At 35.6% G+C, this 13,014-nt stretch carries 15 protein-coding genes; 14 read left to right on the top strand and 1 reads right to left on the bottom strand.

What is annotated here, in order from left to right:
* Positions 1-42 precede the first annotated feature (42 nt).
* On the top strand, positions 43-393 hold the full coding sequence (locus DXA18_RS12750) for an ATP-binding cassette domain-containing protein (RefSeq protein WP_118384211.1): 351 nt from the start codon (positions 43-45) through the stop codon (positions 391-393).
* A 121-nt stretch (positions 394-514) separates the two neighbouring features.
* Positions 515-1,219 (top strand): hypothetical protein, encoded by a 705-nt coding sequence (locus DXA18_RS12745; RefSeq protein WP_118384210.1) that lies wholly within the window; start codon positions 515-517, stop codon positions 1,217-1,219.
* Positions 1,220-1,268: 49 nt separating this feature from the next.
* Here the strand turns inward: DXA18_RS12745 and DXA18_RS12740 are convergent, their stop codons facing one another.
* A complete protein-coding gene (locus DXA18_RS12740; RefSeq protein WP_118384209.1) occupies positions 1,269-1,601 on the bottom strand; it encodes a helix-turn-helix domain-containing protein in 333 nt (110 codons plus the stop codon).
* A gap of 463 nt (positions 1,602-2,064) precedes the next feature.
* On the opposite strand from DXA18_RS12740, the gene DXA18_RS12735 reads away from it, so the two are divergent.
* From DXA18_RS12735 to DXA18_RS12680, 12 genes are all read left to right on the top strand, one after another.
* Positions 2,065-2,505: an RNA polymerase sigma factor gene (locus DXA18_RS12735; RefSeq protein ID WP_118384208.1), complete on the top strand. Its 441-nt coding sequence runs from the start codon at positions 2,065-2,067 to the stop codon at positions 2,503-2,505.
* Positions 2,489-2,746 (top strand): helix-turn-helix domain-containing protein, encoded by a 258-nt coding sequence (locus tag DXA18_RS12730; protein WP_118384207.1) that lies wholly within the window; start codon positions 2,489-2,491, stop codon positions 2,744-2,746. The genes DXA18_RS12735 and DXA18_RS12730 overlap by 17 nt, the downstream gene beginning before the upstream one ends.
* Before the next feature lie 317 nt (positions 2,747-3,063).
* Positions 3,064-3,258: an excisionase gene (locus DXA18_RS12725; protein WP_118384206.1), complete on the top strand. Its 195-nt coding sequence runs from the start codon at positions 3,064-3,066 to the stop codon at positions 3,256-3,258.
* Positions 3,259-3,337: 79 nt separating this feature from the next.
* Positions 3,338-3,562 (top strand): type II toxin-antitoxin system Phd/YefM family antitoxin, encoded by a 225-nt coding sequence (locus DXA18_RS16220; protein WP_242953103.1) that lies wholly within the window; start codon positions 3,338-3,340, stop codon positions 3,560-3,562.
* 141 nt (positions 3,563-3,703) lie between these two features.
* Positions 3,704-4,894, top strand: a complete 1,191-nt coding sequence (locus DXA18_RS12715) for a tyrosine-type recombinase/integrase (protein WP_118384205.1) — start codon at positions 3,704-3,706, stop codon at positions 4,892-4,894.
* A gap of 577 nt (positions 4,895-5,471) precedes the next feature.
* Positions 5,472-6,113, top strand: coding sequence for a hypothetical protein (locus DXA18_RS12710; protein WP_118384204.1), 642 nt, complete (start codon positions 5,472-5,474; stop codon positions 6,111-6,113).
* Between the two features lie 20 nt (positions 6,114-6,133).
* Positions 6,134-6,766, top strand: coding sequence for a hypothetical protein (locus DXA18_RS12705; RefSeq protein ID WP_118384203.1), 633 nt, complete (start codon positions 6,134-6,136; stop codon positions 6,764-6,766).
* Positions 6,767-6,894: 128 nt separating this feature from the next.
* Positions 6,895-7,722, top strand: coding sequence for a ParA family protein (locus tag DXA18_RS12700; RefSeq protein WP_118384202.1), 828 nt, complete (start codon positions 6,895-6,897; stop codon positions 7,720-7,722).
* The gene (locus DXA18_RS12695; protein WP_330424582.1) at positions 7,700-8,602 is read left to right on the top strand and encodes a ParB/RepB/Spo0J family partition protein; all 903 of its coding nucleotides are present in this window, start codon (positions 7,700-7,702) and stop codon (positions 8,600-8,602) included. The genes DXA18_RS12700 and DXA18_RS12695 overlap by 23 nt, the downstream gene beginning before the upstream one ends.
* A 266-nt stretch (positions 8,603-8,868) precedes the next feature.
* Positions 8,869-11,937: a VaFE repeat-containing surface-anchored protein gene (locus DXA18_RS12690; RefSeq protein WP_118384200.1), complete on the top strand. Its 3,069-nt coding sequence runs from the start codon at positions 8,869-8,871 to the stop codon at positions 11,935-11,937.
* Complete coding sequence (locus tag DXA18_RS12685) at positions 11,909-12,223, top strand: hypothetical protein (protein WP_118384199.1); 315 nt, start codon at positions 11,909-11,911, stop codon at positions 12,221-12,223. The genes DXA18_RS12690 and DXA18_RS12685 overlap by 29 nt, the downstream gene beginning before the upstream one ends.
* Positions 12,224-12,321: 98 nt before the next feature.
* Positions 12,322-12,795 carry a JAB domain-containing protein gene (locus tag DXA18_RS12680; RefSeq protein ID WP_118384198.1) on the top strand — a complete coding sequence of 158 codons (474 nt, stop codon included), beginning with the start codon at positions 12,322-12,324 and terminating at the stop codon, positions 12,793-12,795.
* Positions 12,796-13,014: the final 219 nt, after the last annotated feature.

Below are 13,014 nucleotides of genomic sequence, written 5' to 3'. Positions count from 1 at the left end.
TCTTCAAAGTTTTGATTTGGATTATTTTTAAAAAATAGTGATATAGAATTAGGGCAGTTAAATGAGGGTGGGATTGAGTTGTCAGGAGGTCAATGGCAAAAACTAGCAATATGTAGGGGATTGGTAAGAGAAGCAAAAGTGCTGATTATGGATGAACCAACAGCTAGCCTTGATGCAAAAAGTGAAAATAAACTATATGAAAATTTGATAAAGCTTTGTCATAATGATAAAACTTTAATTTTGATTTCTCATAGAATGAGTGCATGTAGACTATGTGATAGAATTTTAACTTTTTCAGAAGGAAAAGTAATAGAAGATGGAACATTTGATGAGCTTATAGAACGAAAAGGAAAATTTTATGAATTATACATGGCTCAAAAGGAATATTACTAAATTAGAATAAGATATATGAAAATATAGTTGCAATATTTTATTCTATGTGATATTCTGTAAATGGAAAGACTATCGCAGTAGTCTGTATGCGTGATGAATTTAGTGAAAGGAGATTTTAACTATGAAGAAAAAAAATATTATTATTGGATCAATATGTCTAGTTGCAGTAATAATGGGAGCTTGTGGCACACAGGACAAAAAGAATATGCAAGATAATATACAGGCTATGGAAAACAGTAGTCATAAAAGTGCAGATACAACAGATGCGTTTGATTCTAAGAAATATGAAAAATATGAAAAATATGGTTTAAAGTATAATAATGAGGAAAAGAGATTTTATTATGAAGGAAAGTTAGTGAGAAAATTTTCAGATAAAAAAGATGCATCTGGAAATACGGAAGGTTTTTCTTTTTCTGACGGAGAAATTGATATTGAAGCACAGCGAAGTAAAACTTATAAATTAGAGGGATTAAAAGTGCTAACCAAAGAAGAATTTGACAAAAATACAGAGAAATTAAAGGAAACTATTATTCTCAATGGAGTTCAGTCTTTTGAAGCAGGTGATGATAAAGTAAAAGATGATACACTAGAAGATTATTCTTTGTATGGAGTCATATATGATTCGGAAAGAGAACTTTGGCGATATGAGGATAAAGATATTTACATTTTTTATGATCAGGATGGATATAAACTGATCCAAGGAGATGTAAATATTAAAAATAGTGTTTCCTTGAAAGTTGAAAGGAATCAGGATGGAAAAATTGAAAAACTCGTAAAATTAAATGAAAATGAGGTGGCTTCTTATACAAAAGAAATTATCCAGTAACACTAAAAGGCACTAAAATAAATTATTTATATGCCTTTTATAAATGATACTATTTAATTGTTTGACTTTCCAAAGCGGCTTGAAGTGTAGCTTGTACTATTTGTAATGAACGCTTATCACAAGTATACAGTTGGCGTATTATTGAGTCGAATTCCGTTATAGAAGAATTTTTTTCAGGATAAAAAATATTATCAGGATTTATTCCAAGTTCTCTGATAAGCTTATATAGGATAGAGTAACTCGGTTTTTTGTGTTCATTTTCTATACGATATAAATAACGCTCGCTAATACCTAACTTTTCAGCCAAGCATTCAATAGTAATAGATTTATTTTCACGAGCAGCCTTTACAACATCGCCTAAAGTATCAGATATTTCATGCACTGATAGTTCACCGCCTCTTTTATAAATATAAACTATTTCTTTAAATAATATAATGGCATAAAGATACAGATATATACGAACTGTCAGTTCTTTTGCGAGGAGCAGTGGAAATATAGATACCCCCCTTTTGACGATGTTTGGTCAAGAGGGGGTATTATGTATACAGCGATTTTGGGGATGTATATAACAATTGAAAGAGAAAAGTACATTTGTTGTACAATTGTTCTAGGTTTATTTTGGAGAAAAACTGAACTATCAGTACATGAGTATTATGAATAAAAGTATATTTAAAAAAGCAAGATTATTTGTTTTTTTGAATATGCTTTTTATTTTTTATTGCATTGTTTTTATTTAAAAAATTTTTATATAGAACAGCCGAACATTCTATATGACTCATTCGGGATAAGAACGAAAAGAGAAAAGAACTTTGCTCTTATCTTTAAATAGGAAGGAGGTGAACTCTATGGGGCAATCTTCTTCCTATGACGAACAAACAATTCGGCATCAATTTGATCGTAAATGTAAATTGGCATTGAAGGGGGAGAAAATAGATTATGACAGACATCTTTCTTATCGACGGGAACACGAAGTCTTATTTTGTGAATTGCCGGAAGCCGATTTTGGGAAAATATCTATGACAGATGAGTATGATGTAGAAAACTATTCTCTGATAGACATACAGTTTGATGTAAAGATAAAAGATGAACTGTTGGCAAAAGCAATAGAAACATTGACAGATAGAAAAAAAGAGGTTATTTTCTTAGCTTATTTTCAGGGAATGTCAGATGCTGCAATTGCAAGAAAGCTAAATCTTGTAAGAAGTACAGTATGTGAGCATAGAATACGATCTTTAGAATTATTGAAAAATACGATGGAGGAATACAGATATGGAAATAACAGATAAAAACACAGAAAAAATAAAATTAGTACCATTCGCTGTGATTCAAAAAGCAGTAGAAGGAGATATTGTATCAATTAACAAGGTGTTAAAACATTATGAAGGATATATATCTTGTCTGGCTGTTCGGAGAATGTATGATAAATATGGAAATGAGTATTATTGTATAGATGAAAATCTTCGTAGTAGTCTAGAAGCAAAGTTGATCAAAACAATTTTGGGATTTAAATTGGTACGTAAAAAGTAATTTAAAACAACCATTATAGCACCTTGATAATAGAACAGAATTCTTGTAGGACATAGAAAGTGGTGGAGCCGGCAATCAGTACGCCATGACTATTAAAATATTCAACTTTGCGACATCATGCTATAAAGTTGAATAGTACGAGCGAGTAATATTGAGGTGCGAACAAAAATGGGATTTTGTGCGAAGATGCTACTTTTGATAATGATACTTCTGGAGAAGGCTGCTCCGGTCTGAAAAGATGGTGAAAATCCAATGAACTGTTTCCCGACAGTACCTACAGGATGTATATATAAAATAAGAAGAAAGGAAGTTTTAAAATGAAATATGAAAAGACTTTATTAACAGTAGATGAATTTTGTCATTATGTGGGAATTGGAAAGACCAAAGCGAGAGAATTGATTTCCAATCCATGCTGCAAATACGTTGTTAGGATAGGACGAAGGGTATTTATACATAAAGAGTTGTTTGATAATGAATTAAAAAGAAATGCTAAATTTCAACTAACAATGTGAAGCTACAGAAAAATATTTAAAATACATCTTGAACATGTGTCATAATTATGCTACAATAAAAGCGAAAGGAGATGAAAAGATGCCAAGAATAATTCCGATTAGGGAATTAAGAGATACAAATGCTATTTCAGAAATATGCCATAGTTCAGAAGAACCTGTGTTTATAACTAAGAATGGGTATGGAGATATGGTTATTATGAGCTTAGAAACCTTTGAAAAAAACTCTGGAATGAGTGATTTTTATGGAAATATAAAGTTTAATAAAGGTAAATATTCTGATTTAAAGAAAAAAGAGGGCATCTGATTTCTGGGTGTATTTTAAGTATTGCCGGTAATTCACGTTTTAAAATTGTGGGTGCAATTATGAAAGGACAGTAATTATGGGTAAAGACTTAAAAGGCAAGGAGTTAGGACGGGGATTGTCACAAAGACAGATGGGCGCTATATGGGTAGAGCGCAGGTGGAAGGAAAGCCAATTGTGTTATATGGCTGGAAAGTAAAAGAGCTAAAAAGGGAATTGGCAAGAGCTGTTGATGATCTAAAAAGAAGTAATTTGTTACCAGAAGAAGATGGAACAGGAATTACACTGAGTGAATGGTTTGAAGAATGGTATAGCAAATATAAAGCGCCAACATTGAAAGATGGAGGTTCTCCAGCGTATAAAAGAAAGTTTTTAAACTATTATGGAGTGCGCATAGGTTCAAAATATTTAGCAGATATACGACAGCTTCATGTACAAACGGCAATAGCTGACATGGTAGAATCTGGAAGAAGTTCAAAATCTATTAGAGAAGCAACAGGGATTTTACAGAACTGCATCGAGGCTGCAATAGCAAATGGGCTTATGAGGATAAATCCGGTAGTTGGAACTATTGTACCTAAATGTGAAAAAGTAGAAAGAAGAGTATTGACGGTTGAAGAACAAAGAATTTTTCTAGACTATCTTGCTCAAAATAAAAGTTGGTATGAGGAACTGTACAAATTTATGTTACTTACAGGACTTCGGATTGGTGAAGTTGGTGGCTTGCAATGGGAAGATATTGATTTTTCAAACAGATTTATTTATGTGAAAAGAACATTGTCTTATCAATATGAAGATGGTAAAAAAACAATGAGATTAACATCTCCTAAAACTGAAAATTCAGTAAGAAAAGTTCCTTTTTTTGGAGAAACACAAAAGATACTTGAGCAACAATTTGAAAAAGTGAAAAGAAGAAAAAAGGATTTGGGAGATCGTTGGAGAAAACCAGAGGAAATGGGAAACTTGGTATTTCTGACGTCAATGGGCTCTCCAATAGGAAGATATAACATTGAAAGTGATATGCGTTATATCACTCAACAGATCAATGATATATTTCGTACAGAAGCATTATACTCTGGTGGAATTCCAAAAAATTTTGAAAAGATTCACCCTCATGCACTTAGACATACATTTGCAACAAGATGTTTTGAAAAGGGTATGACACCTAGGACAGTGCAGGAGATTATGGGACATGCTAATTATAATACAACAGTATCGTACACACATGTCTTAGATGATATTAAATTAAAAGAAGCGGAGCGTCTTGGGGATTTCTTAGAAAATGGGGACAATAATCAGGCGCTTGAGTACAACGATGTGATTGGAATATTATAGTGATAACCGTCTACTCAAAAAGTTAGGGCGGAATATCTTTGGAAATAGTTTGAAGACAGATTGAAAAAATGAAGAAAGCTCGAGTTTTAGCAGGAAAGAGAGATTTAGAAAATAACTGTTAAAGTAAAACTTCGCAAAGCAGATGAACGCATAATCTTACAGTTCGCATAAGAATTTGAACCGTATTATTATCATGTAAATCAACGAAAAACCTTGAATTTCCTATGAAAATGGGATGATTCAAGGTTTTTTTGCGTGTTGGGGAATAAATTTTGACTTATCGTAAATTATCGCTATTTATGCATGGAATTGGGTAAAAGTTGGGGAGTGAGTTGGGGAATTTCAATTCCCCAACTGTCGTATGAAACTTCGCCTCATTCTTCTGAAATAAGTAGCGAAGATTGCCTGTTTTATTTTGTTGGGGAGTAGTGTAACTCCCCAACTTTTGGTGTGTGGTAGTGTGAGGTTTTTCAACTTTTCATAAGTTGTTATGGAAATATCTTCCGATTGATGAATTAATAAATGTGAGATATAATTAAGAAAATTATATATAAAATCAGATAGGAATTGGGACTGTATGAAGGTTTTTAAAGAAACAGGATATATGGAGCAATCTGCACATTTTGGTTGGCAGAACAAAGATTCAGCATTGTATGGACTGAGAGAAGGATATAAAAATAGTGCAGATACTTTGGTAGAATATGTATTAGAACATGGAGAAAATCCTAAGATATTGGATACATATGTATTTCCAATTTTGTTTTCATATAGACATTGTATTGAAATATCATTAAAACACATTTATCGAAGAGCTCTAGGAAAAATGCCACCTGGAGGCCATAATTTGTTGATTTTGTGGGAAAATGTTAAGAATGAAATTATAGACCAAATGATATGCTCGGAAGAGTTTTTAGAGCATGTCAAAGGATACAAAGAAAATTATATTCATTATTCTCTTGAAGGCATAAAATTAACAGAAATAAAAGCAATGTTAAAGGAGATGCAAGAGGCTAATCAACGAATTGAAGAAGTAAATCCAAGTAATAAACAAATTGATCAAAATGCAGAAGTATGGCGATATTTAATCAGTACAGATGAAAACTTATTCTTTTCATGTGGACATTCTATTGACTATCTTGTATTGAAAGAAAGTATGAATCATATTTATGAGATTTTAGATTATTTGTATTATATTGTAGATGAATATTTATCATCATAAAAAGGAGGCATATAAGACGGATGAAAGAAATATTTAGTTATAATGTAGATGTGAATAAGACTGCATATATGAATTGGCGAACGAAGTATCATGAGCAAATACATAATATGATTGTTATTGCAGATGGTTTTATGAAGTCTGCAATATTACTTGCAGAAACAGCACTTGACGATAATCAGGATAAGAAAGCAGATATTATCGTCTATCCGATGTTATTTAATGCAAATCATGCTATAGAATTATATTTGAAAGCAATTACTTGGACATTGAATATTGTATTGGACAAAACAGAAAGAATTGAAGGTAGCCATAATATTCAACAGATACTTCAAGTTGTAAAAAGTAGGGTGACAGAATTTGAAACATCTCGTGAAAAGCGAGAGCAGTTTCGAAAAATGATTAGTAATCTAGAGGAATACATAAATGAACTTTTTTCAAAGATATCTTCAGAAGATACAAAGTGTAAAAAGGATAATATGGATTTTTCAAGATATCCGTTTGATCAAAAGTATGTACCTCATTTTTATATTTCAGAATTTGATAATGTTGTTGTAGATTTAGAAAATTTTGTTGAGCGTTTTAAGGATATTGGTAAAAATTTAAATTTACTTTCGACATATTATTTATATGAAATTTTAGAAGCAGGAGAATAAATTATAAATATACATAGCCGATTGATTCAAATTAAGAGTCAGTCGGCTTTTTTCATGTCCATTTTTATACATAGCCAGTTCCGTAAAATGGATTGGCTATTAAATTTTTCGAGGAAGGAGGAAACTATATGACCAAGTGTAAAGTAATCGCCCTTGCAAATCAGAAGGGAGGAACAGCCAAGACCACAACTACATTAAATTTAGGAATTGGTCTTGCACATCAGGGGCGAAAAGTATTATTGGTCGATGCTGATCCGCAGGGGGATTTAACAACTGCATTGGGTTGGACAAATGCAGACAGTCTTCCTATTACATTGGAAACACAAATGAAGAAGATATTACAAGACGAACCGTTTGTGTATAATGAAGGCATTTTACACCATGAAGAAGGAGTAGATATTATTCCAACCAACATCGAGCTATCGGGCATGGAAATCTCACTGGTAAATGCCATGAGCAGAGAGCAAACTTTAAAGTTGTATCTGGCAGATTTGAAAAAGGATTATGATTATATCTTGATTGATTGTATGCCTAGCTTGGGAATGTTGACTATCAATGCGTTGGCTGCCGCAGACAGTGTAATTGTTCCAGTGCAGGCTCATTATCTTCCACTAAAAGGTATGACACAGTTAATGAAAACAATCGGTAAGGTGCAAAGACAGCTAAATCCTAATCTGAAGATTGATGGAGTATTGCTGACACTTGCAGATATGAGGACAAAACTTGCAAGGACAACAGAGGATAGCCTTAGAGAAAATTACGGGAAACATATCCGAATTTTTAAAACGATTATTCCAGTGGCTATTACAGCGGCAGAAAGCAGTGCAGCAGGACAGAGCATTTATGAGTATGACAAGAATGGAACTGTTGCAAAGGCGTATGCAGAATTTACGAGGGAGGTGATTCAGTGTGGCGAAAAGCAGAGAAATAAACATGAATCTTCCCTCAGCAGATGATCTTTTTACCACGCAGGAAGAAAGAGATCATAAGAATCAGGAATATGTAAAAAATATTTCTCTTTTGGATATTACTGATTTTCCCAATCACCCATTTAAGGTAAGAATGGACGCTAAGATGGTGGAAACTATCGAAAGTGTTCGTGAGCATGGAGTATTACTTCCTGCACTTGTCAGAGAGAATCCAACAGGCGGATATGAAATGATTTCCGGACACCGCAGAAAAATGGCGAGTGAACTGGCAGGGTTTGAGAATATGCCTTGTATAGTAAGGAATCTCAGTGATGATGAAGCAGTTATTGTCATGGTTGACAGCAATCTTCAAAGAGAGGAGATATTACCGTCAGAGAAAGCATTTGCTTACAAAATGAAATTAGAGGCAATGAATAGACAAGGCAAGAGAACAGATTTAACTTCGACACCACTGGTGTCAAAGTTCCGGACAAATGAAATTTTGGCACAAGAAGCAGGGGAAAGTCGAGAAACAATCCGCCGCTATATCCGCCTTACGGAGCTTATCCCGGAAATCCTTGAAATGGTCGATGACAAAAAGATTTCTATGCGTCCGGCGGTAGAATTGTCTTATTTGACGAAGGAGGAACAGGAGATATTGTACGATACCATGGAGTCGGAGGCTTGTACCCCAAGTCATGCACAGGCAATTAAAATCCGTAAATTTTCAGCAGAAGGCAGGTTAAATGAAGATGTTTTGCTGTCGATTATGGCAGAGCAAAAGCCAAATCAGGTAGAGCAATGGAAAATCCCCAAGAACCGACTGAAAAAATATTTTCCATCGGGAACTTCACAGCAGAAAATGGAAGAAACCATTATCAAAGCACTGGAATTATATCGGAAACGGGAAAAAAGCAGGGAACGATAGGCATTTGGACACCAAGGGAGAAGTCTATCTGTTGGTGGTCAATAAGAAATCAGCCTTTTTCTGTTTTCCCCTCCCCACACCCTACCCCTTTGGTTTACCAGCAGATTACCAGCCGAAAAGACAATAAGGAGCCGGGAACATCTTCTCTTTCGGCAGGTCAGAGATTCTCATACCCTGCATGACAGCAGGGAGCAAACAACATAAAGCAACAGCAGGCGTTCCAAACGGACGTCTTTTTTTGATTGAAAAGAAAGGAATTGTAGAAAATGAAGAAGATATGGAAACGAGTGTGTACAGGGATTCTTGCCCTGACCACGATTTTAACTGCAGTACCGATCACATCGGTTCAAGCAGCGGAAACACAGTATTGGACAGAATCCGCAGAGAGAGTTGGACATGTAGAACATTTGATGAATGACGGAACAATTAAAAGCACTTTCAACGAAGGACACATGAAAGTAGAAGGTGAAACCGCCTATTGTGTAGATATTAACACTGGATTCAAGAATGGGTATAAAACCAGACATGATGCAAGTGCCAGCATGAGTGCAGATCAGATTGAAGATGTGGCATTGTCGCTTGAGTATATGAAACAGTATTCAGGCAGTCACAGTAACCTGAGTACAAATCAGGCATATCTCTTAGAACAGTGTCTTGTGTGGCAGCGTTTAAGTGAGCATTTGGGTTGGCAGTGTGATAATGTCCGAGCTGCATATTCTGAGATTTCACAGGATATTCAGAATGAAGTGTATGCAGGAGCGAGAGCATTTGTACAGGCGAACAAAGGTCGCTATAAATGTGGTGGATATATCTATACTGGCGAAGGACAGGATCTTGGACAGTTTTGGGCAGAACTGAATGTCGGAAATGCAAAAGTAAAAAAGACAACCGCAAATGAGATTGTCACAAATGGGAATGCGATGTATTCCATTGCAGGGGCAACCTTTGGCATATCCTCAGACCAGAATTGCAGTAATCAGATTGGAACACTTACGACAAATGAGAATGGAGATACAAATGAGGTTGAAGTGACTGCAGGGACTGTTTATATCAAAGAGCTTTCTGCACCGAAGGGATATAAGCTGGATACGACAGTACGCAGTCTGAAAGTTGAAGCCGGAAAAACAGTTACATTAAATGTTTCAGATGTTCCGAAAGTAACAGAGACGCTGGTAGACCTGTTCAAGATTGATATGGAGACAGGAAAAGCAACTGCACAGGGGAATGCAGCACTGGCAGGAGCAGAGTTTACCTGGCATTATTATGACGGACTTTATACAAAAGATAACTTACCAGAGAAAGCAACACGTACCTGGGTTACAAAAACGGTGGCAGAAAAGAGCAGTGACGGAAGTATTCATTATGTGACAAAACTGTCAGATGCTTACAAAGTATCCGGAGATGCATTTTACACTCAGAATGAAAAAAGTGTATTACCACTTGGAACACTGACTGTTGAAGAAACCAAAGCACCAGACGGATATTTACTTGATGGAGCTTATATGCAGGCAGGAGACAGTACAGAACAGATAAAAGGAATGTATCTGACACAGATCACAGAGGACGGAGAACTTGCAGTTCTTTCCGGAAGCAACCAGTATTCCGTATCTGACCAGGTAATCCGAGGTGGTGTGAAGATTCAAAAACGTGATTTAGAGACAAAAGATACCAAAGCACAGGGAAGTGCCACATTAAAAGATGCAGCATTTGCAATTATTTCTCTGAACGAGAATCCGGTTCTGGTAGAAGGAAAACTGTACAAGAAGAACGAGACAGTTAAGACGATTCAGACAGGAATTGACGGTATTGCAACAACATCAGCAGATTTACTTCTATATGGTAAATACAAACTGGAGGAAACAAAAGCACCGGAAGGTTATCTGACAGACGGTGCAAAAGCGATTGAATTTTCCATTACAGAAAATGGAAAAATCGTAGATTTAACAGACGAAAGCCATTCCATTTACAACCAGATTAAACGTGGAGATTTAGAAGGAGTAAAGATTGGAGCAGGTACACACAAGAGACTTGCGAATGTTCCTTTTAAGATTACGAGTAAAACAACCGGAGAGAGTCATATTGTAGTGACAGATAAAAATGGTCAGTTTTCAACTGATTCCGATTGGGCGTCTCATAAGAAAAATATGAATGCAGGGAAATCCAGTGAGGATGGTATCTGGTTCGGAAGTTCAGAGCCGGACGATAGCAAAGGTGCATTACTTTATGACACTTATGAGATTGAGGAGTTATCTTGTGAATCCAACAAAGGTATGAAGCTGATCCCTGCATTTGAAGTTGTTGTCAGCAGAAATAAAGTAACAATCCATCTTGGAACGCTGACAGATGAGTATGAGAAAGAGATTACCATTCATACAACCGCAACAGACAAGAAAACGGGCGAAAAGGTAATTGTTGCAGGAAAGAAAGTAACGATTGTGGATACGGTTACTTTGGACGGTCTGGAAAGTGGAAGAAAGTACCAGTTAAAAGGCTGGCAGATGCTGAAAGAGGAAAATGCAGAACTGCTCATTGATGGAAAGCGTGTGGAGAGTGATTACACTTTTGTTGCTGACAAGGAAAAAATGAAAGTAGAAATTTTTTATACGTTTGATGCATCAGAACTTAGTGGACAGAATCTGGTTACATTTGAAGAATTATATGACCTGAAGAATCCAGAAGAACCTGTAAAAGTTGCAGAGCATAAGGACATTGACGATGAAGGTCAGACAGTCCTGATTACAGAGCGAAAGATTTTGATTTATACCACAGCAACTGATAAGAACGGTAAGAAAGAAATCGAAGCCGGAAAAGATCTGACGATCGTGGATACGGTTACTTTAGAAGAACTGGAAATTGGTACGAACTATAAGCTGTCTGGTTGGCAGATGGTTAAGGCAGAAAATGCAAAGCTGATTATTGATGGCAAAGAAGTTACCAATGATTATGAATTTACAGCGGACAAGGAAAACATGAAAGTGCAGATCGAGTTTACTTTCGACGGCAGCACTCTTGGAGGAAAGCAACTTGTAACCTTTGAAGAACTGTATGATATGACAAATCCGGAAGAACCGAAAAAGGTAACAGAGCATAAGGATATCAACGATGAAGGTCAGATTGTAACCATCAAAGAAGTACCAGAAACATCAACCCCAGAGACACCGGGTACTACTACAAAGACCAGCAATCCTCCAAAAACGGGTGATACTGCGAATGCAGCTTTATGGATAGCCATTCTGATATTATCAGCAGCCGGAATTACAGGAATTCGTATCTGGAATAAAAAGAAACAGATTAAGAGATTAGGAATTGAAGAAAAGAAAGAAGAGAAGGAGTAAAACAGAGGGCGGCGATAAGCTGCCCTTTGATGCTGAAATGGGAAAGAATCAGAAAGCAATAAAAGTATTACAGCGTTTATTTGATGCCGGATACGGAACGGAAAAAGAGATTGTCAATATGACGATGGATGAGATGCTTGCTTTGCCGGGAGTGAATGTAGCAAATCTGTGCATTATCAGTGAGTTGCAGAAAAGCATTAAGGCAAACAAAGTGATAAGCTATTTGTCAGGAAATACAGAAGCAAAGGAAGAAATGAAAGGAGCAGATTATGGTGGAACAACCTAAATATTTGGAAATGACATTATCACAATTGAAATCATATGTGGAATCTTCAGAGAGTAATGTTCTTCTGGTTGTAGAATTTCCAAAAGGAGATCAGAACAATGGGGAATGAATTGGAAGTTGTAAATATCCGTCTGGTAAAAGAACCATCTCTTTATAGTGAGCAGACATTGGACAGTCCACAGGCTGTTGTAGAATTGATGGCGAAGGAGTTATCCCAATATGACAGAGAAGTATTTTGCATCCTGAATATGAAAAATAATGGACAGATAATCAATATGAATCTGGTCAGTGTTGGAACAATCAATGCCTCGCTGGTAATTCCAAGGGAAGTTTTTAAGAGCAGTATTCTGGCAAATGCTTCTGCAATCATTGGACTTCATAATCATCCCAGTGGTAATGTGAAACCATCAAAAGAGGATATGATTGTTACGAGAAAGCTGCAGAAGTGTGGACAACTATTGGGAATAGAATTGCTGGATCATATCATTGTCGGTGGAACTAATGGAAAGATGCTCAGTTTCCGAGAAGAAAAGATGTTGAATATGACAGGAAGGATGGATTGGGAGAGATAGAAGAAAAAAGAATTAGAAGTTTTTATTTATTGTAATATTTCATGTAGCGGCATTAGTAAAATAATGTCGCTACAAAAACTGACTTATACATTGATATTATATGCATAACTCAAAATAAAATTGTTAAAAATAGAAAAAGAAACAATATATAACGAAAAAATCTCTAAATAAGAAAAATCACATTGACTGAGAGAAGAGTAAAACATATAATAAAGGTGG

The organism is Dorea sp. AM58-8, from assembly GCF_003464045.1.
Lineage (GTDB): Bacteria > Bacillota > Clostridia > Lachnospirales > Lachnospiraceae > Claveliimonas > Claveliimonas ammoniilytica.
The sequence above is the reverse complement of the archived record's forward strand: the minus strand, read 5'-3'. Positions and strand labels throughout refer to the sequence as shown.

What these genes read in the sequence shown, in the direction of transcription:
- DXA18_RS12715 (WP_118384205.1), top strand. Translation starts at nt 3,704, where the DNA reads ATGGGTAGAGCGCAGGTGGAAGGAAAGCCAATTGTGTTATATGGCTGG.
- DXA18_RS12735 (WP_118384208.1), top strand. Translation starts at nt 2,065, where the DNA reads ATGGGGCAATCTTCTTCCTATGACGAACAAACAATTCGGCATCAATTT.
- DXA18_RS16220 (WP_242953103.1), top strand. Translation starts at nt 3,338, where the DNA reads ATGCCAAGAATAATTCCGATTAGGGAATTAAGAGATACAAATGCTATT.
- DXA18_RS12690 (WP_118384200.1), top strand. Translation starts at nt 8,869, where the DNA reads ATGAAGAAGATATGGAAACGAGTGTGTACAGGGATTCTTGCCCTGACC.
- DXA18_RS12705 (WP_118384203.1), top strand. Translation starts at nt 6,134, where the DNA reads ATGAAAGAAATATTTAGTTATAATGTAGATGTGAATAAGACTGCATAT.
- DXA18_RS12700 (WP_118384202.1), top strand. Translation starts at nt 6,895, where the DNA reads ATGACCAAGTGTAAAGTAATCGCCCTTGCAAATCAGAAGGGAGGAACA.
- DXA18_RS12680 (WP_118384198.1), top strand. Translation starts at nt 12,322, where the DNA reads ATGGGGAATGAATTGGAAGTTGTAAATATCCGTCTGGTAAAAGAACCA.
- DXA18_RS12695 (WP_330424582.1), top strand. Translation starts at nt 7,700, where the DNA reads ATGAATCTTCCCTCAGCAGATGATCTTTTTACCACGCAGGAAGAAAGA.
- DXA18_RS12730 (WP_118384207.1), top strand. Translation starts at nt 2,489, where the DNA reads ATGGAAATAACAGATAAAAACACAGAAAAAATAAAATTAGTACCATTC.
- DXA18_RS12710 (WP_118384204.1), top strand. Translation starts at nt 5,472, where the DNA reads ATGAAGGTTTTTAAAGAAACAGGATATATGGAGCAATCTGCACATTTT.
- DXA18_RS12725 (WP_118384206.1), top strand. Translation starts at nt 3,064, where the DNA reads ATGAAATATGAAAAGACTTTATTAACAGTAGATGAATTTTGTCATTAT.
- DXA18_RS12745 (WP_118384210.1), top strand. Translation starts at nt 515, where the DNA reads ATGAAGAAAAAAAATATTATTATTGGATCAATATGTCTAGTTGCAGTA.